Origin of the sequence: Burkholderia sp. 9779_493 (assembly GCF_015712215.1) — a bacterium.
GTDB classification, from domain to species: domain Bacteria; phylum Pseudomonadota; class Gammaproteobacteria; order Burkholderiales; family Burkholderiaceae; genus Burkholderia; species Burkholderia cenocepacia.
The window spans coordinates 37,797-57,212 of record NZ_JACCQA010000029.1; the positions used below are offsets into that span (position 1 = coordinate 37,797).

Below are 19,416 nucleotides of genomic sequence, written 5' to 3' on the forward strand. Positions count from 1 at the left end.
TCGTCACCGGCTTCAAGCTTCCGACCTCCTCCCCGCGCTATGCAAATCCGTACAACTTCGCCGGGTTCGTGACGAATATCCGCTGCTGCCAGTCCGGCCGCCCGATCCAGCCGGCGATCACGTCCAGCAAGCTTGCGTCGTCCGGCTTGTCCGTCTTCTGCGTCGGGTGCGGCCAGTCGGTGCCCCACAGCATGCGTTCCGGCGCCATGTCGATCAGCGCCTTCGCGACCGGCGCGACGTCGTCGTAGGCGGGCGCGCCCGTCTTGCTGTCGACGTACGGCCCCGACAACGTGATCCACGTATGGCCCTTTTCCACGAGGCGTTGCGCGGTACGAAACGCGGCCGACGACAGTCCGCCGGGCTGCGGCACATGCGCGATATGGTCGATGACGAGCGGGCAAGGCAACGCCGCAAGATGCGGCTCCAGCTCAGGCAGCCGCGCACCCTGCACCACCAGCTCGATGTGCCATCCGAGGTTCGCGATGCGCGCGGCGAGCGGCGCCAGCATGTCGAGTGTCGTCGCACCCGGATAGCTGAGGTTGAAGCGGATCGCACGGAAGCCGCCGCGATCGAGCATCCGAAGTTCGTCGTCGCTCACGGTGCCGTCGACCACCGCCACGCCACGCGCGTCGGCGCCGAACTGCGCGATCGCCGCCAGCGTGCAGCGATTGTCCGTCCCGTACGTCGACGGCGTCACGACCACGTTGCGCTTCACGCCGATACGCGCCAGCACGCTTCGGTATTGCGCGACGGTCGCATTCGGCGGGCGCAGCGTCGTGCCCGGCGCGACCGGAAACCGGTCGTCGTAGACGTGCATGTGACAGTCGATCGCCCCGTCGGGCAACCGGAACGCCGGCCGTTCGGTGCCGCTCGACCACGTTTCGTCGGCCGCGGCCAGCCTCGGCAATGCAGCCGAAGCCAGCGCGGCGCCGGCGATCCGGAGGAATTCACGTCTCGCGATGCGCGCCATGATCAGATGGTCCCCGTCTTGCCGACCAGCTTGCCGGCCGCATGATTGCGCGTGAGCAGCAGCAGCGTCGCGACGCTCACGAGCGTGAGGATCGCGAGCGGCATCAACGCGAGCGCGTAGCTGCCCGTCGCCGCCTTCACCCACCCGTATACGTTCACCATCAGCCCGCCGCCGAGCAGGTTCGCGATGGCATTGACCGTCGCGAGCCCGGCCGCCACGGTGCTGTTGGACAGCATGTCGGTCGCGAGCGCCCAGAACGGGCCCTTGAACGAATACGCGCCGACCAGCACCGCGCAGAGCATGCAGATCGTGGGCAGCAGCGATCCGCTCAGCGACGTCGCGAACAGGCCCACGCCGATCAGCAGCATCGGCACGACCGTGTGCCAGCGGCGTTCGCCGAGGCGGTCCGAGCGCCGGCCCCAGTAGACCATCAGGATCGAGGCCACCGCGTACGGCACCGAGTTCAGCAGGCCGGTTTCCATGACGGTCAAGCCGAACGACTTCAGCAACTGCGGCTGCCACACGGACAGCGTGCTGCCTGCCGCGGAAGCACACGTGTCGACGAGCGCGAGGCACAGCACATAGCGGTTGCGGAACAGTTGCGCAAGCGGCAACGACGGCACCTTCTTGCGCGTCTTGTGGCCGGCGGCCAGCGCGTTCGAGAGCCACGCGCGCTCGTCGTCGTCGAGCCACCTCGCGTTCTCCGGCTTGTTCGTCAGCATGAACAGGCACGCGATGCCGAGCAGCACCGTGGGAATGCCTTCGAGGATGAACAGCCAGTGCCAGCCACGCAGGCCCCAGACACCGTCCATCTGCAACAGCAGCGCGGAGATCGGCGAGCCGATGAAGCTCGCGGCCGGAATCGCGACCATGAACGTCGCGACGATCCGCGCGCGGTACTGCGCGGGAATCCAGTACGACAAATACAGCAGTACGCCCGGGAAGAAGCCGGCTTCGGCCGCGCCCAGCAGGAAACGCAGCACGTAGAACGTCGTCGCGTTGTGCACGAGCGCGGTCGCCGCCGACACGATGCCCCACGTGATCATGATCCGCGCGATCCAGATTCGCGCGCCGTATTTCTGCAGCGCGAGATTGCTCGGCACTTCGAAAAAGAAGTACGAAATGAAGAACAGGCTGCTGCCGAAACCGAAGACCTGCGCCGACATCCCGAGGTCATGGTTCATCTGCAGCGACGCCATCCCCACGTTGCCCCGGTCGATGAAGGCAAGCAGGTAGCAGATCATCAAGAAGGGAATGAGTCGCCAGACGACCTTTCGTATGGTCCGGCGCTCGATCGCGGACGCTTCCATGAAACCGGCTTGCATGTTGTCTCCGTTTATTGTGCGCCTGAGCGCGTTCCTGTGAACCGTTGCCACGCGATGACCGCCACCACGCCGCACGCCAGCACGGCGGCCATGGCGGCGAAGGTGTGTCGCACGCCGAGCGCCTCCGATGCGCTGCCGACGAGCAGGTAACCGAACGGCATCGTGCCGTTGTAGGCCATGCCGTACATCCCGACGAGCCCGCCGCGCACGTGTTCTGGGCACTGCCGCTGAATCGTCGCGTTCGTCGACGTGGCCGCGAACGTGAGGCTGAAGCCGAGCGCGTAGAACGCGGGAATCGATCCCGCCGCATCGGTCGTCGCGGCCAGTACGGCCAGCGCGCCGACTGCCGTCCACGGCGCATACGCGATGAGCCGGCGCGACGCACGCGGCCCGAACGCCGACGACAGCAGCACCGCCGCGCTCAACGAGCCGGCGCCGGCGCACGCGAAGAACACGCCGGTAAAGCGCGCCGCGTCGTGAAAGCCCTGGTCCGCGAGCAGCGGCACGAGCGTCTGGTAGCTGCCGGCGAACAGGCCGATGCACGCGAGAATCGGCAGATAGCGGGCCGAGAACGCATCGGACAGCACGTAGCCGACCGCATCGCGCAGGCCGCTTTCCGTGCGCGACGGGCCGTCCACCGTCGCGGTCCGGATCGACCGCACGCACGCCGCCATGAAGCACAGCGCGAGCGCATAGATCGCGAACGACGTCCGCGGGCCGAGCGTCGGATAGACGAAGCCGGCGATGGTCGGGCCGACCATACGCCAGACGTTGTAGACCATCGTGTTCATCGCGACCGCGTTGGACGTGTGCGTCGGATCCTGCAAGCTCGTCAGCAGCAGCACCTGCCGCGCCGGCGTTTCCACCGCGCTCGACACGCCGATCGCCAGCGCATGCGCGAGGATCAGCTTCACGCCGAGCACGCCGAGCAGCGACAACGTGAAGAGGCTGCCCGTCGGCAGCAGCGACGTCGTCAGCACGCAGAGCGTCACGCGGCGCGCGTTGGCCGAGCCGATGCGGGAGCCCGCCACCGGTGCGACGATCAACTGCGGACCGTACAGCAGGAAGTTGAGCAGCGCGAGGATCGCCGCCGAGCCGGACAGGTGATAGATCAGCAGATTCAGCGTGACGTTCTGCGTCCAGCTGCCGAGCACCGACGCGACCTGCCCGCTCAGGTAGCGCCGCAGCGATGCCTCCGTCAGCGCGGGAAACAGCCTGTTCACCCATCCCGCTTGCGTCGCCACGTTCATGACAGCGCCTTTCCGCGCGTTTCGGGCGCGAACAGCACGACCGCGGCCGCGGCGACGAACGCGACGATCGTCGTCGCGAGTCCGAGCACGAAGCCGCCCGACGTCGACGCCAGCGCACCGATGATCAACGGCGCGATGAAGCCGCCGAGCCGGCCGCCGTTGTATGCGAGACCCATGAAGAAGCCGCGCGATGCCGTGTTGCCGATGATCTCCGCGAGGAACGGGCCGGCACCCGCGAAGATGCCGTTCACGCTGAAGCCGGTCAGAAAGATCGCGGTCATCAGCAGCAACGGATTCGCCGACACGATATACACGCCGACGGCCAGCGCGCCGACCAGCAGATAGCCCAGGAACATCGGCCGCCGGCCGAGCCGGTCGACCCATGCCGAGAACAGCAGGAACCCGGCGATCCCGCCGAACTGCAACGCCAGCACGAACTTCAGGCTATGCACGAAGTCGAGGTGCTTCACCGTGATCAGGAACGTCGGCGTCCACGTGAATACGCCCCAGTACAGGTACTGCAGGAAGAAGATGAAGCAGAAGGCAGTGAGCAGGCCGCGCACGTTCAGCTTCTCGTGACCGGCCGTGTCGGGCTTGCGGGCCTGCGACTTCGCGTGCCGGCGTTCGAGCCAGATCGGTGATTCCGGCGTCTTGCGCGCGACCCAGAACAGGATGAAGAACGGCGACGCACCGATCAGGAACAGCAGACGCCAGCCGTCGCCGCCCAATCCGCCATGCGTGGCGCCGACGATGCCCGAGATCGCGATCGCGAGAATCGCGCCGATCGGCAAGCCCATCTGCATCAGCGCACCGCCCTTGCCGCGCCGGCCCGGATGCCATGTCTCCGCGATGAGCGCCGCGCCGGCGGTCCAGGTCCCGCCCATGCCAAGCGCGCCGAAAAAGCGCAACGTGGCGAACGCGTGTGCATCGGGCGCAAATGCGATCAGGCCGGAAAACAGCGAGTAGATGCCGACGCAGAGCAGCGCGGTGCGCACGCGCCCGATCCGGTCCGACACGAAGCCGAACAGAATGCCGCCGATGATCTGTCCGGCCGCCGTGACGCTCGTGAACATGCCGAGCTGCGCCTTGTTCAGCCCGAACTGCAGCGCGAGCGTCGGCAGCAGCAGCGACAGCAGGAACGAGTCGTAGCTCTCGAACGTCCAGCCGAGCCCCGCGAGCGACAGCGCACGCCACTCGATACCGGTCACGCGCGTGAGCCCTTTTTCCGCGGCGGCGGCATCGATGTCCTGCGTCGCCACGGTTGCAGTCGTCTTCATGGGTTGTCTCCGGGAATCGCGACGCGATACGTCGAGGCGGCCGTCCGGCTGAACAGCGCGGCCTTTTCGTCGACCGACATCGCGGACGCGAGTCGTTTGAAGGCGTTCCACAGCACGCGATAGCCGAACATCCCCTTGTCGACGGGGAAGTTGCTTTCGAACATGCAGCGATCGACGCCGAAAAGCTCGACGCAGGTATCGAAATACGGCTGCCACGCGGCCGCCAGGTCCTGCGACGACGGCGGCAGCGCGCGCGCGGCGAAGTCGAAACCGAACACGGTCATGCCCGCGCCGCCGAGCTTCATGCGCGTGTTCGGCAGCGCGGCGAGACGCGCGAGTTGCCGTTTCCACTGCGCATGCACTTCGGTACGCCGGCCGGCATGCGGCCCCACGCCGACGGGGCCGCCAAAATGGTCGATGACGACGATGACGTCCTCGGACGCGCGCGCGAGTTCGTACAGGTCGTCGAGCTGCGTGTGATAGACCCACGCGTCGAGCGGCAGCCCGTAGCGGCCGAGCGTCGTCACGCCCTGCCTGAAAGCCTGCTCCGACATCCGGTCGCGCGGCGGCGTCACCGGGCTCGACCGCACGTCGGGGCTCGCATGCCACGCGAGCGGATTGCGGATGCCGCGCAATCGCCCGCCGGACACCTGCAGCATCGTGTCGAGCACCGCATCGAGTTCCGCGCCGAGCGACAGATCGGCACCGCCGACGATGGCCTCGCAACAGCGCGTGGGGCCGTATGCGCCGCTATCGAACATCGCGGCGATGCCGCTCGCGAATGCCACTTCGCCCACCGGCTTGAACGCCTCCGGCCCGCTTGCACGCAACATCGAGCGGCACTGCACGTAGACCGTCGACACGATCCGATGCCCGCCGCGCACGTCCGCACCGAACTCGTCCGCGAGATAGCGCCCGGTCTGGCGGTCCCACAGGTGATGGTGGGCATCGACGATGGCGAGTTCGGGTTCGAGCACCGGCTCGTCGCGCAATGCGAGCCACTCGGGCCTGACCGGCAGATGGGGCGCGTGAACGGTCTGCATCGCACTCGCCTCAGAACTTCTGGCGCATGCCGATCACCACGCCCGTCTGGTTGTGATCGGGCGCGACCGTGCCATAGCCGTTCACGCCGAGCGCGGAGCCGCCCTTGTTGCGCGCGAAACCCGCCGTCGCATAGATATCGGTGCGCTTCGACAGCAGATAATCCGCACACAGCACGGCGAGCCACGGGTCGGCACTCGTCGAATGCACGTCCTGGTAATAGGCCGTCGCCGTGACCACGAACGCCGGCGACACCGCGTATTGCGCGCCGGCCCAGTACAGGTTCGCCGCGCTGGCATCGGCGCCGTTCGCGACACGGATCGGGTTCGCCGGCAGGAACGCATTCGACGCACGAAGATAGCGATAACCGGCGAATCCCTTCACCGGTCCGATCGCATACGACGCGGCGGCCGTGGCGCGCCGCTCGGTGCCCGTGTTGGTCGCGACGGTGTTGCTGTTGCGCTGCTCGTACGACACGCTCGCGGCGAGCGGCCCTTGCGAGAAAGTCAGCGCCCCGCTGAAGAAGCGGCCGGTGAGTTGCGCGCCCGGCACCTCGGCGCCGTACCCGGTGTCGTAGCGGGTGCTATACATGGCCTGCGCCGTCAGCGGACCGAACACGCCGGTGTACTTCACCGAGTTGTCGATGCGCGCGGCCGCCGCGTAGTCGACCGACAGCACCGAGTATCGCGACGACGCGCCCATCGGGTCGAAGGCCACGGCCTGTTCGTAAAAGAGCGCGTTCTGGCGGCCGAACGTCAGTTGCTGGCCCCGGTACGCCAGCCCGACCCACGCCTGCCGGCCGAAAATCCGCGACGTCGTGGCGGCGTTCGAACCGAGGCCTTTCGTCGACTGCGCGGTCGTGCCGTCATTGATGTTGAAGCCGTTTTCCAGCTGGAAAATGGCCTTCATGCCGCCGCCGAGATCCTCGACGCCCTTCAGTCCCCAGCGCGAACCGGACAGATTGCCCGACGCTTCGCGCGTCTGCGCGCCGCCGGTATTCGTATTGTTGATGTGCTCGATACCGACGTCGGCAATGCCGTACAGCGTGACGCTGCTTTGCGCATGCGCGGCAGCGCACCACGAGGCCGCGCTCGCGACGGTGACGGCGCCGAGCACGAAGCAGGGTTTCGGGCGGGAATGCTGGCTGGCCTGATTCGACGACATGAAGTCTCCAAACTGTTTTTTGTGGGTGGGTGTTCTGGCGAAAGCAAATTCACGTCTCGCGGGCGGCAGGCGCTTCGCCGGCGCCCGAGCCCGGATCGCCGAGCCATGCGATGGTCAACGCGCCGAGCAGCAGCACACCCGACACGGCGATGAGCGGCGCGGTGAAGCCGCCGGAGAATTGCTTGAGCGCACCGATCATTGACGGCCCGACGAAGCCGCCGAGATTGCCGACCGACACGATCAACGCGAGTCCGCCCGCGGCGGCCCGACCGGTGAGGAATCCCGACGGGATGGCCCAGTAAGTCGCCTGGAACGCGAGGATTCCGCTCACCGTGACGCACAGTGCGATCAGCTTGAAAACCGGCGCATGAATGAAGGCGCTCGCGCACAGCGCCACGGCCGCGACGGCCAGCGCACCGGCGACATACGGAATCCGGTTGGCCGCGCGATTGGCGAGACGCGCCCACCAGAGCATCACGCCGGCGCCGATCGCATACGGAATGGCCGTCAGCCAGCCGACCACCGCGTGTTCGACGCCGAACTGCTTGATGATCTGCGGCATCCACAAGCCGACGCCGAGCGAGCCGACGATCCCGCAGAAGTTGACGAACGCGAGCACGAACACGCGCCAGTTCGTCATCGCGTCGCGCAGTGTGCTGCCGTGCTTCGCGCCGATGTCGCGCTGCTCGAACGCGAGGCGCTTCGCGAGCGACGCCTTCTCTTCGTCACTGAGCCACGCGGCTTTCTCGGGACGGTCGGCCAGCACGAACAGGCACGCGATGCCGAGCATCACCGCAGGGACGCCTTCGATCAGCAGCAGCCACTGCCAGCTGCGCAGCCCATGCAGGCCGCCGAGTTCGAGCAGCGCGCCCGAAACCGGCGAGCCGATCATGTTTGCGACGGGAATGCCGACGAGGAAGGCGGCCGTCACCTTCGCACGCCACTTGCCGGGAAACCAGTGCGTGAAATACAGGTAGATGCCGGGCGTGAATCCCGCCTCGGCGAGCCCGAGCAGAAAACGCGCGGCCGCAAAGCTCTTCGGTCCGACGACGAACGCCGTCGCCATCGAGAACAGGCCCCACGTGATCATGATTCTCGCGATCCATACGCGCGCCCCGACCTTCTGCATGATCAGGTTGCTCGGAATCTCGAACATGAAATAGCCGATGAAGAACAGGCCTGCACCGACACCGAACTGTTCGGCCGTCAGACCGAGATCCTTGTTCATCGTGAGCGCGGCAAAACCGACGTTGGTCCTGTCGAGATAGCTGATCACATAGCAGACGAAGATGAACGGCAGGATGCGCCGGAACGCCTTGGCGAGCGTGCGCTCGCTGGCCGCGTAATCGTCGCCGGCAAGCTGGGCCGAGGACGGTGCGTCGGCGCGCGGTGCGTCGTCGCCGGCACGCAGCGCGTGCGAAATGGTCATGCTTGTCTCCTTCGTCGCGCGGCTGGCGGCGCGATCTTTCGGCATGCAGGCGGGAAGCCGATGCGCGGCTTCCCGGCTCGTGGATCTCAGTCCTGCTTCACTGCCCGTTTCGCGGCCTGTTTCGGCAGCGGGCCGGCAATACTCATGTCCGCTTTCAGGACGGAACCGGACGTCGATTCGGTGATGAAGAGCGTCTTCATGTCCGGGCCGCCGAAGCACACGCTCGTGAGCGACGCCCCTTTCGGTCCGGTCAGGATCTCGACGGGCTCCGCGCAATGGTTGAGCACCCACACGCGGCCAAGCCCCGGATTCGCGACGAACAGGCGGCCTTCGAGATCGACGGTGAGGCCGTCGGGACCGCTCGGTCCGTACGACGTGAAGAACTGGCTGACCTTGCTGACCGACCCGTCGGCCTGCAGCGGCATGCGCCACACGGCATTGCCGCGCGTCATCGCGACGAACAGCACCTTCTCGTCGCGCGACAGGACGAGCCCGTTCGGGCTCGGGCAGGTGCCGAGCAGCATGTCGAGCTTGCCGTCGGGCGAGAGCCGATACACGCGGCCCGTCGGATCGTGCAGCCCGGTCTGCCCCTGGTCGGTGAAATAGAGGTTGCCGGCCGAGTCGAACGTCAGGTCGTTCACGCCCTTGAAGCGCTCGGTGTTGCGGCGCTCGAGATGCGGGCGAATTTCACCGCGCTCGATATCGAGCAGCATCAGTCCGTTCCGGTAGTCGGTGATGATCAGGTGCGATGCGTCGAAGCGCTTCATCCCGTTGGGCTCGCCGTCGTATTCGACGACGAGATCCCAGTCGCCCGACGGCGAAATGCGGAAAATGCGCCCGTGCGGAATGTCGGTGACGAACAGATAGCCGTCCGGGTCCCACACCGGCCCTTCGAGAAAGGAGTCCGTGACCATGCCGCCGCGATTCGCGCGCGCCCATTCCGTGCGGACGTCCGGCTTGCGAAACTTCTCCGGCATGCGCGTGAACACGTCGGCTTCGCGCACGTCGGGACTCGTCAGATAAAACATGCGTACCTCGATGTCCAGGGTTCAAGCCGCGCTGTGCGCGCGTTCGTCGAGCACCGCGAGAACGTTGGCGGCCGCGCCCTTGCCCATGTTCACGTACGCGGCATCGCTCACGCCGCCGACATGCGGAGACAGAATCACGTTGGGGATCTGCTGGAACGGGTGCGGCACCGTCATCGGCTCGACATCGAAGCTGTCGAGGCCGGCCGCGCGCAATTGGCCGCTCGCCAGCGCGTCGGCAAGCGCGGCTTCGTCGATCAAGCCACCGCGTGCGGTATTGACGAGAATCGCGCCGCGCTTGAAACGCGCGAACGTGTCGCGGTTGAGCATCCGGCGGTTGTCGGCCGTCAACGGACAATGCAGCGACACGACGTCCGACTCCGCGTACAGCGTGTCGAGCGGCACGCGCTTCACGCCGGCCGGCGCTTCCTTCGCGAACGGATCGAACGCGAGTACCTTCATGCCGAACGCCGCACCGATCGCGGCCACGCGCCGGCCGATCGCGCCGAGTCCGACGAGGCCGAGCGTGCGCCCGTCGAGTTCGACGGACTTGTGCGTCGCCTTGTCCCAATGGCCTTCGCGCATGCGGACGTCGAGCTGCGGAACGGACTTCGCACACGCGAGCAGCAGCGCCCATGCATGCTCGGCGACGGCGGCCGCATTCGCGCCGACCGCGGCGCGCACCGCGATACCGCGTGCGGCAGCCGCGTCCTGATCGATCACGTCGATGCCGCTGCCGTGCTTCGAAATCACCTGCAGGTTTTCGGCCGCGTCCATGATGCGGGCGTTGACCTTGCCGTACCGGACGATGATCGCGACCGGCTTGTGCCGGGTGCAGAGCGCCACGATGTCGTCCTCGGTCGGCTGCTTGCCGGCGAACACGACGTCGAACTGCGCAAGCATCTCGAGCGCTTGCGGCGCCAGGTCGGCGGCGGTCACGAGGACCACGGGCTTGTGCGAAGCGATCCGCATCACAGTGCCTCGCCTTCGGCCAGCATGCCGGCTGCACGCAACTCCTTCTCGATCCAGCCCGGACGAAGGTCGCCCTTGTGGATCGCCGCGATACGCGTGGTTTCGAAGTCCCGCTTTTTCTGCGCGAGATCGACGATGCGCGCGACGTCGGCGCGGGGAATGACGACGACGCCGTCTGCGTCGCCGACCACCAGGTCGCCCGGATTGACCGTCGTGCCGCCCAGCGAGATCGGCGCATTCACGCGCCCCGCGATGCTTTTGGTCGGGCCGCACGGATTGAGGCCGGCCGAGAAGACCGGATAGTCACCGTTGGCCAGCTCATGCGAATCGCGCACCGCCCCATCGATGACGATGCCGGCGATGCCGCTCGCCTTCGCCTGCGCCGCCATGATTTCGCCAAGCAGCGCGCACGAGATGTCGCCCTTGCCGTCGACGACGACGACGTCGCCCGGCTTCGCGACGGCGAGCGCCGCATGGATCGCCAGGTTGTCGCCCGGACGGACTTCGACCGTGACTGCGGGGCCGGCGACCTTCATCTTCGGCGACAGCGGCCGCACGCGGCCATGCACCGTGCCGCGGCGGCCCGCGACGTCGGCAAGGATCGCGGCCTGGTAACGCGCGGCCGCCTGAACGAGTTCCGGCGAGATGCGTTCGATGTCGCGATTGATCGGAGAAGTACTGACGGATGGCTTGCTCATGACTCGACCTCGGGTTGTGCGTTGTACTGTGTACAACACTGGTGTACATAGTGAAATCACTATAACGAGACAACCCATACCAGGGCACTGGCGTTTACCCTTTTACGTGGTAAACCAGCGTTTTACTCTGTACAATATCCGTTGTGTGTCGACGGGAGAGAAGGAATGGGAAATGACGGCGTGGTTGCCGTGGAAAAGGCGCTTTCGCTGCTGGACTGCTTCAAGCCGGGCGCCGAATCGCAGTCGCTCGCGACACTGTCGCAAGCCTCCGGCATGCACAAGACGACGGTCTATCGGCTGATGAACTCGCTCGAGCGAATGGGCTATGTCGTGCGCGCGCAGTCCGGCAACTATTCGCTTGGGCACCGCGTGCTGTACCTCGGCAAGCTGTACGAGCAGTCCTTCCATCTGTCCACGGTGGTCGAACCGGCGCTGCATGCGCTGGCCGCGCTGACGAAGGAAAGCGCATCGTACTACGTGCACGACAACGGGCAGCGGCTTTGCCTGTTTCGGGTCGAGCCGTCCGAAGGCCTGCGTGAAACGCGGCTCGCGGGCACGATGCTGCCGCTCGACGACACGGCCATCAGCCAGGTGATCCGTTTCTGGGGGCTCGGCGAACCGATCTATGACAAGCCGCCCGCACTGCCCCTCTTCACCGCGGGTGCACGCGATGTGCACACCGCAGCGTTCGCGGTGCCGGTCTTCGGCGCCGGCGACAAGTTCATGGCGGCGCTGACACTGTCCGGTCCTGCGTCGCGCCTCAGCGTCGCGCACGAGTCGGGTGAACTGGATCGACCGCAGTTGGATGCGGCCGCCGATCTATCGCGGAAGCTGGGCGCGAGTGTCGCGCTCTGCGAGAACGTCTACGGCATCTGATCGCCGCTTCCGCAACGGCCGAGCAGCAGGCGCAGCGGCACGTCGTCGCGGCGCGACGGGTCGACGATCAGCGCCGCGCGCCGCCTGCGCGACCCATTCGGTACGCATCCCGCCCGGCTCGAGCGTGCACGCGCGCACGCCGAACGACGCGGCTTCCTACGCGGAATTTTTCACCGTGACAAGCGTTTTTAAACAGGGTTAGTACGAACGCCCGCATGACGCGGGCGGCGTTCCTTACGCATGCGTCGAGCGCGGCCGGTCGTTCGTCAGCACAACCGCATGGCCGGTGGACATCGAACGTGACTGGAAGTCCTCGCCGCGCGATTCGCGCGACGCGATCACCGCGACGAACGCCGGCAGCGCCATCAGGATCGCGTAGCCGGCAACGAAGATCGCCGAACCCGTATAGCTGACGAGCAGCGTGCCGACGATCGGCGCGATCGATCCGCCGAGCACCGATGCAAGCTGATAGCTGGTCGACAGCGCGGTGAAGCGCACGCGCGTCGGAAATAGTTCGGCCATGTACGCGGCCATCGGTCCGAGAATGATCCCGTGGCACGTCAGGCACGCGATCAACGCCAGTTGCAGATGAACGTAGTCGCTGCCTGGCGACAGCGTGAACAGCGAACAACCGGCGATCGCCGCGCCGAGCAGGCCGGCGATCAGCACCGGGCGCCGTCCGATCCGGTCCGACACGTGCGCGGCAATCAGGATGACGACGACCTCGATCGCCGACGCCCACATCAGCGCGGACAGTGCCTGCGGTCTGCTGAAGTGCAGATAGCCGGTCGCGAGTCCGAGCGCGAACGTCGAAAACAGATACAGGAACGTGTTTTCCGCGGCTTTCACGAAGAACGCACGCGCCATTTGCCGCCCGTTGCTCGCGCAGGTGTCGCGCAGCGACGCGCGCTCGACCGTCTGGTGCGCGGCCGACAGCTCGGCGAACGCCGCCGATTCCTCGACGCGCCGGCGCGTCCAGAAGCCGACGATCACGAGCAGTGCGGAGATGAAGAACGGAATCCGCCACGCCCAGTCGACGAATGCGGCATCGCCGTAGAATCGCTGCACCATCCCGATCACGAACGCGGTCAGCACGTTCGCGAGCGGCCCGGCGAACATCGTGAAGCTGGTCCAGAAGCCGCGCTGCGCGCCGGGCATCGACTCGGCGATCATCAGGATCGCGCCGGTCGCTTCGCCGCCGACCGCGATGCCCTGCACGATGCGCAGCAGCACGAGCAGCAGCGGCGCCGCGATGCCGATCGACGCATAGGTCGGCAGCAAGCCGACACAGAACGTGCTGATGCCCATCATCAGCAGACTGACGACGAGCGTCTTGCGGCGGCCGATGCGGTCGCCGATCATCCCGAACACGATGCCGCCGAGCGGCCGCGCGACGAAGCCGACGGCGAACGTCGCGAGCGCGAGCAGCGTGGCGGCGAGCGGATTGCCGACGACGAAGAACTGCTTGTCGAACACGAGCACCGCACAGGCGGCGAACGCGAAAAAGTCGTACCACTCCAGCGTGGTGCCGACGGTACAGGCGAACATCAGGTTGGCACGCTTCTTCATCGCGCATGTCTCCGGTTTTTTTGTGGTTTGCGTGGGGCGAGCGACGCCGCGGCGACGCCCGTGGATTCAGAGTTCGAGCACGAGCCGCTCGCCGCCGCACGCGCGCGAACAGCAGGTCATCATGCGATCGTGCGCGTCGCGTTCGGCGCGCGTCAGCACGCTGTCGCGATGATCGACGCGGCCGGCCAGCACCCGCACTTCGCACGATCCGCACAGCCCTTCGCGGCAGTCGCTCTGCACATCGATGTTCGCGTGCTGCAATGCGTCGAGCACCGTCTGGTTCGCCGCGACCGTCAGCGTGATGCCGGAATCCTTCAGTTCGACTTCGAATGGCCGCTCCTTCGATGGGTCGAGGGCCGCACGCGTCGACACGAAATGCTCGACACGCAGCGCATCGCGCGGCCAGTGCGCGCAGCTCGCTTCGAGCGCATCGAGCATCCGCGCGGGGCCGCAAGCGTAGATGTGCGTGTCGTCGGCCGGCTGCGCGAACAGCGCGCGGAAGTCGTTGCGCGAGCCTTCTTCCGACACGTAGACGTGCAGACGCTCCCCGTGCAGCGCGGCGAGCGTGTCGAGCAGCGCCATCGACGCGCGTCGTGCGCCGCTATAGTGGACCTCGTAGTCGATGCCGCGCGCCTTCGCTTCGCGCGCCATCGCGCTGATCGGCGTAATGCCGATGCCGCCCGCGACGAAGATCGCCTTGCCGGCGTCGGTCGCGAAACGGAAGTGATTGCGCGGCCCGCGGATCTTCAGCACGTCGCCGGCGCGCAGATTCGCATGCACCCATGCCGATCCGCCGCGGCCCTGCGCTTCGTGCAGCACCGCGATCTCGTACGCGTCGCGCTCGGCCGGGTCGCCGCACAGCGAATACTGGCGCGTGATGCCGGTATCGCCGCAGATCACGTCGATATGCGCGCCGGGCGTCCAGCGCGGCAGCATGCGGCCGTCGCCGGACACGAGGCGGACCTGCGCGACGCGATCCGCGCACCTCGACACGCGCTGTACCTTCACCACGCGACTCACCGCGTGCGACGACGGCTCGCCGATGCGCACCGCCGTGCGCGCGCGCAGCGCCGACGGGTCGCGGCGCTCGGGATTCGCCGCCGGATCCCATTCGACATACAGGTGCTCGGGGCCGCGGAACGACGTGTTCGGCACATACGTGAAGCGCTGTTCCGCCAGCTTCATATGCGGCAGACGGCGCGTGAATTCCTCGAGGAAGATCTGCATCTCCATGCGCGCGAGATTCTTGCCCATGCACTGATGCGACCCGTAGCCGAACGTGAGCTGATCGCTCGCATTCTCCCGGCGGATGTCGAACAGGTCCGCATCCGCGAAGCGCGCTTCGTCATGATTCGCGGACGACGTGACGATCAACAGCTTCGAGCCGGCGGGCACCGCGACGCCGCCGATCGTGACGTCCTTCGTCGCGAGCCGTCGCCACGCGGCGACCGAGCCGTTGTGGCGCAGGCACTCCTCGACCGCGTTCGGGATCAGCGACGGGTCGTCGCAGATGTCGCGCCACGCATCGGGATGCTGCAGCAGCAGCTTCATCGCATTGGCCGTCGCGTTCGCGGTCGTCTCGTGCGCGGCGACGATCCCCGCCATCATCATCGAGTGCAGATACGAATCGGTGATCACGTCGGGCAGCGCCTTCTGCTTGCGGATCCCGTACTGCATCCAGCCCGGCCCGGACGGATCCTCGCGCATCTTGTCGAGCACCTTGCCCGCGAACTGCCAGAACTTGCCGACCGCATGCGCGACCGCGACCTGCTCCTCCGGTTTCGGACGGCCCCACGTGTTGATCGTATGGGCGATCGAGTATTCGCGCAGCGTGTCCATGTCCTCTTCCGGCACGCCGAGAAAGTGCAGCGCGACGGTCAACGGCACCTCCCACAACATCTGGTCGACCAGATCCGCGCGGCCGTCGTCGATGAAGCGGTCCACGTATTCGCGCGCGAGCCGGCGCACCATCGGTTCGTGATGCTTCAGCGCTTCGGGCGTGAACGGGTCCAGCAGCGCACGGCGACGCGGCATGTGCGCGGGCTCGTCCTCGTTGACGAGCGTGCGGTTCAGCGCGAAGCCGTACGACTCGAGCACCGCGTTCGCCTCGGCGCCCGTCGGGGTGATCTTCTCCAGCGCGATCGACGGACTGAACGTGAGGTTGTCGCGAAAGATGGCCTTGATGTCGTCGTAGCGCGTGACGATCCAGTACCCGAGCTTCGGGCTGTAAAACACCGGCTCCCGCTCGCGCGCCCAACGGACGTATTCGGGCGGATCCTGCTGATAGCCGTCGTCGAACGGATCGAACGCGGCCGCGGCCGCGCTGACCGGGCACCCGTTCGGCGCGGTCGCCGCTGCCGGCGCAGGATGAAACGGACATTTCGACGACGCGTGGCGCTCGATGGCGGACATGATTGACTCCGGTGCGATGATTTAGCGTAAATCTAATACGCATTGCGTAATCGCAGGACTGGGGTAAACCTTGGCGGTCCGCCGTCGGCGGCCGTCGGGCTAGAATCCGCCGTATGAAAGAAATCACCGGAACGAAACAGACCGCACCCGCCGAGCGGGACCGCAGGCAACGCGTTCAATCCGCGTCGACCGGCCTTCTCGTGCTGAAGGAACTGGCGGCATCGGGCGGCCGCGCGACGCTGACCGCGCTCGCGGCACGGCTCGACGAGAATCCCGCGAAAGTGCACAGATATCTGGCGAGCCTGATGGAAGCGTCGTTCGTCACGCAGGATCGCGGCACGCAGCAGTACGTGCTCGGACCGCAATGCATCTCGATCGGGCTCGCCGCGATGCGGATGGCCGACCCGATACGACTCGCCGAGCCGTCGCTGGTGCGCCTGCGCGAGCGCCTCGAAGTGACGTGCTTCGTCGCGATCATGGGCAACCGCGGGCCGACGATCATGCGGTTCGAGGAGCCCGGCCTGCCGGTGACGGTCAACGTGCGCGCGGGCTCCGTCATGTCGTTGCTGTGGTCGGCGACGGGCCGGCTGTTCCTCGCGCTGCTCGACGAACCTCGCGTGCGGAAACTCGCGGAAGAAGAGCTTGCATCGGCGCCGGCCGAATTGCGCGCCCAGCTCGACCGACGCGATCCGGTCGGCAAATTGCAGCGCGAGATCCGCGCGGCCGGCCTCGCCAGCGTCCGCGACACGAACCTGAAGGGCATCAGCGCGGTGTCGGCAGCGCTATTCGACGCAAACGGGCATATGTGCGGCGCACTCACCGCGCTGGGCGCCACGGGCGGCTTCGACGCGTCGATCGACGGGCCGGTCGCGACGGCGCTGCGCCACGAGGCCACGCTGATCAGCGCCGAGCTCGGGTACACGGGCTGACCCCGTCGCCGCTACGGCGTCCGCGGATCCCCCGGACGCCGGCTCGCCCTCCGCTTGATTTTTGAGACGAGCGGTCTATTATTCGGCCATGGACACGCGCACCGATCCGCCGCGCCGCCGCGGCCGGCCACCCAAGCAGCACGACGACCTCGTCGCCACGCGCGACATGCTGCTGCGCACCGGGCTCGAGATCCTCACCGAAAAGGGCTTTTCGGCCACCGGGCTCGACGAGATCCTCGGGCGCGCCGGCGTGCCGAAAGGCTCGTTCTATCACTACTTCGACAGCAAGGAAGCGTTCGGCCTCGAACTGATCGACCGCTACGCCGAGTTCTTCGCCCGCAAGCTCGACCGCCATTTCAGCCGGCTGGAACGCTCGCCGCTGGCGCGCGTGCGCGCGTTCGTCGACGACGCCCGCGACGGCATGGCCCGCCATGCGTACCACCGCGGCTGCCTGATCGGCAACCTCGGCCAGGAAATGGGCACGCTGCCCGAGAGCTTCCGCGCGCGTCTGCGCGCGACGTTCGAAGACTGGCAGCGCCGCCTCGCCGAATGCCTGGCCGACGCGCAGCAGGCGGGCGAACTGGCGGATGCCGCCGACCCCGCCGATCTGGCCGCATTCTTCTGGATCGGCTGGGAAGGCGCCGTGCTGCGCGCGAAGCTCGAACGCAGCGACCAGCCGCTCGCGCTGTTCGCGCAGTTTTTCTTCAATGGATTGCCTCGCCGCTGAATTTTTTTACCATTAACTAGACGATCGGTCTAGAAAGGAGGACGGATGTTCCAGGGCATCGTGATCGACAAGGACGAGACCGGCCAGCACGTGAGGCTGCACACGCTGGACGACGCGCAGTTGCCGGCCGGCAACGTGACGATCCGCGTGGGCCATTCGACGCTGAACTACAAGGACGGGCTGGCGATCACCGGCAAGAGCCCGGTCGTGCGCAAGTTCCCGATGGTGCCGGGCATCGACCTGGTCGGCGAAGTCGAAGCGAGCACGCACCCGGATCACCGTCCGGGCGACCGGGTCGTGCTCAACGGCTGGGGCGTCGGCGAAACGCACTGGGGCGGCCTCGCGCAGAAGGCGCGGGTCGACGGCGACTGGCTGGTGCCGTTGCCGTCCGCGTTTTCGCCGCAACAGGCGATGGCCATCGGCACGGCCGGCTACACCGCGATGCTGTGCGTGATGGCGCTGGAACGGCACGGCGTGCGGCCGGACGACGGCGAGATCGTCGTGACCGGCGCGGCCGGCGGCGTGGGCAGCGTCGCGACGGCCCTTCTCGCGCGACTCGGATACCGGGTCGTCGCCGTGACGGGCCGCCCGGCCGATGCCGACTATCTGCGGCAACTCGGCGCGGCCGAGATTCTGGATCGCGCGTCATTCAGCGTACCCGGCAAGCCGCTCGGCAAGGAACGCTGGGCCGGCGCCGTCGACGTGGCCGGCAGCCACGTCCTCGCCAACGTGTGCGCGACCACGCGCTACCGCGGCGTGGTGACGGCCTGCGGCCTCGCCGCCGGCATGGACTTCCCCGCAACCGTCGCGCCGTTCATCCTGCGCGGCGTCACGCTCGTCGGGATCGACAGCGTGATGTGTCCGCGCGCCGAGCGGCTGGAAGCCTGGCGCCGGCTCGCGTCCGATCTCGACGTCGAGAAGCTGGGCGCCATCGGCCATCAGGTCGGCCTGAGCGACGCCATTCCGCTGGCGGCGGAACTGATCGACGGCAAGGTGCGCGGCCGCATCGTCGTCGACGTCAATGCCTGATCGCCCTTCGTGCCACTTTATCCAGGAGACCTCATGACTGCTCCAGACAACGCCCCCGTCAGCCGCTTTCCCGTGCCGGCGCTCGAAGACCTGCCCGACGACATTCGCGCACGCATCGCGGCCGTCCAGGAAAAATCGGGCTTCGTCCCGAACGTGTTCCTCACCCTCGCGCACCGCCCGGACGAGTTTCGCGCGTTCATGGCGTACCACGACGCGCTGATGGACAAGCCGGGCAACCTCAGCAAGGCCGAACGCGAGATGATCGTCGTGGCCACCAGCGCCGCGAACCAGTGTCAGTACTGCGTGATCGCGCACGGCGCGATCCTGCGCATTCGCGCGAAGGACCCGCTGATCGCCGACCAGGTCGCCACCAACTACCGCAAGGCCGACCTCACCGCGCGCCAGAAGGCGATGCTGGACTTCGCGATGAAGGTGTCGCAGGCCGCGCATCAAGTGGGCGAACCGGACTTCGACGCGCTGAAGACGCACGGCTTCACCGAAGACGACATCTGGGACATCGCGGCGATCTCGGCCTTCTTCGGGATGTCCAACCGCCTCGCGAACGTGACGAACATGCGGCCCAACGCGGAGTTTTACGCGCTGGGCCGCTGACGGCCTCGAGCGCGGCGAGCGCCACCTCGTCGCTACGGAAAGCCGGCGTACCCGCGTCCGGCCTTCCGTGCGTTGCGGCAGGAAATGCGCCGCGACCGGATGGCCGCGACA

17 protein-coding genes and 1 pseudogene are annotated in these 19,416 nt (G+C 67.0%); 5 read left to right on the forward strand and 13 right to left on the reverse strand.

Translation table 11 applies throughout. The annotated features are described in order from the left end of the window. Positions 1-37 precede the first annotated feature (37 nt). From H0X95_RS25890 to H0X95_RS25935, 10 genes are all read right to left on the reverse strand, one after another. Positions 38-970 (reverse strand): amidohydrolase family protein, encoded by a 933-nt coding sequence (locus H0X95_RS25890; protein ID WP_059722096.1) that lies wholly within the window; start codon positions 968-970, stop codon positions 38-40. Between the two features lie 2 nt (positions 971-972). Continuing rightward, positions 973-2,295 (reverse strand): MFS transporter, encoded by a 1,323-nt coding sequence (locus H0X95_RS25895; RefSeq protein ID WP_006482588.1) that lies wholly within the window; start codon positions 2,293-2,295, stop codon positions 973-975. Between the two features lie 11 nt (positions 2,296-2,306). Beyond that, the gene (locus tag H0X95_RS25900) at positions 2,307-3,545 is read right to left on the reverse strand and encodes an MFS transporter (protein WP_196446275.1); all 1,239 of its coding nucleotides are present in this window, start codon (positions 3,543-3,545) and stop codon (positions 2,307-2,309) included. Beyond that, the gene (locus H0X95_RS25905) at positions 3,542-4,822 is read right to left on the reverse strand and encodes an MFS transporter (RefSeq protein ID WP_196446276.1); all 1,281 of its coding nucleotides are present in this window, start codon (positions 4,820-4,822) and stop codon (positions 3,542-3,544) included. Before H0X95_RS25905 ends, H0X95_RS25900 begins: the two co-directional genes overlap by 4 nt. Next, a complete protein-coding gene (locus H0X95_RS25910) occupies positions 4,819-5,865 on the reverse strand; it encodes an amidohydrolase family protein (RefSeq protein WP_059722101.1) in 1,047 nt (348 codons plus the stop codon). Before H0X95_RS25910 ends, H0X95_RS25905 begins: the two co-directional genes overlap by 4 nt. A 10-nt stretch (positions 5,866-5,875) precedes the next feature. After that, positions 5,876-7,027: a porin gene (locus H0X95_RS25915; protein WP_006494204.1), complete on the reverse strand. Its 1,152-nt coding sequence runs from the start codon at positions 7,025-7,027 to the stop codon at positions 5,876-5,878. Between the two features lie 49 nt (positions 7,028-7,076). Next, entirely contained in the window at positions 7,077-8,456 is a 1,380-nt protein-coding gene (locus H0X95_RS25920) for an MFS transporter (protein ID WP_059722241.1), read from the reverse strand. 86 nt (positions 8,457-8,542) lie between these two features. Continuing rightward, on the reverse strand, positions 8,543-9,484 hold the full coding sequence (locus H0X95_RS25925; RefSeq protein ID WP_006482598.1) for an SMP-30/gluconolactonase/LRE family protein: 942 nt from the start codon (positions 9,482-9,484) through the stop codon (positions 8,543-8,545). A gap of 21 nt (positions 9,485-9,505) precedes the next feature. Next, a complete protein-coding gene (locus H0X95_RS25930; protein ID WP_059722243.1) occupies positions 9,506-10,453 on the reverse strand; it encodes an NAD(P)-dependent oxidoreductase in 948 nt (315 codons plus the stop codon). Further along, on the reverse strand, positions 10,453-11,151 hold the full coding sequence (locus H0X95_RS25935; RefSeq protein ID WP_059722102.1) for an RraA family protein: 699 nt from the start codon (positions 11,149-11,151) through the stop codon (positions 10,453-10,455). The genes H0X95_RS25930 and H0X95_RS25935 overlap by 1 nt, the downstream gene beginning before the upstream one ends. A 165-nt stretch (positions 11,152-11,316) precedes the next feature. On the opposite strand from H0X95_RS25935, the gene H0X95_RS25940 reads away from it, so the two are divergent. Continuing rightward, positions 11,317-12,027 carry an IclR family transcriptional regulator gene (locus tag H0X95_RS25940; protein WP_006482615.1) on the forward strand — a complete coding sequence of 237 codons (711 nt, stop codon included), beginning with the start codon at positions 11,317-11,319 and terminating at the stop codon, positions 12,025-12,027. Between the two features lie 17 nt (positions 12,028-12,044). Here the strand turns inward: H0X95_RS25940 and H0X95_RS36060 are convergent. The 3 genes and pseudogenes from H0X95_RS36060 to H0X95_RS25950 all read right to left on the reverse strand — a co-directional run. Beyond that, positions 12,045-12,183, reverse strand: a pseudogene (locus H0X95_RS36060) (short-chain dehydrogenase/reductase); the annotation flags it as partial. Positions 12,184-12,261: 78 nt separating this feature from the next. Beyond that, positions 12,262-13,596: an MFS transporter gene (locus H0X95_RS25945; protein ID WP_006482599.1), complete on the reverse strand. Its 1,335-nt coding sequence runs from the start codon at positions 13,594-13,596 to the stop codon at positions 12,262-12,264. A 66-nt stretch (positions 13,597-13,662) separates the two neighbouring features. After that, the gene (locus tag H0X95_RS25950; RefSeq protein WP_196446277.1) at positions 13,663-16,008 is read right to left on the reverse strand and encodes a cytochrome P450/oxidoreductase; all 2,346 of its coding nucleotides are present in this window, start codon (positions 16,006-16,008) and stop codon (positions 13,663-13,665) included. Positions 16,009-16,121: 113 nt separating this feature from the next. On the opposite strand from H0X95_RS25950, the gene H0X95_RS25955 reads away from it, so the two are divergent. From H0X95_RS25955 to H0X95_RS25970, 4 genes are all read left to right on the forward strand, one after another. Then, a complete protein-coding gene (locus H0X95_RS25955; protein ID WP_059722106.1) occupies positions 16,122-16,937 on the forward strand; it encodes an IclR family transcriptional regulator in 816 nt (271 codons plus the stop codon). 88 nt (positions 16,938-17,025) lie between these two features. Next, positions 17,026-17,664 (forward strand): acrylate utilization transcriptional regulator AcuR, encoded by a 639-nt coding sequence (gene acuR / locus H0X95_RS25960; protein ID WP_059722108.1) that lies wholly within the window; start codon positions 17,026-17,028, stop codon positions 17,662-17,664. Between the two features lie 45 nt (positions 17,665-17,709). Beyond that, complete coding sequence (gene acuI, locus H0X95_RS25965) at positions 17,710-18,693, forward strand: acrylyl-CoA reductase (NADPH) (protein ID WP_059722110.1); 984 nt, start codon at positions 17,710-17,712, stop codon at positions 18,691-18,693. Between the two features lie 33 nt (positions 18,694-18,726). After that, a complete protein-coding gene (locus tag H0X95_RS25970) occupies positions 18,727-19,305 on the forward strand; it encodes a peroxidase-related enzyme (RefSeq protein WP_006482604.1) in 579 nt (192 codons plus the stop codon). The last annotated feature ends 111 nt before the right edge of the window (positions 19,306-19,416 follow it).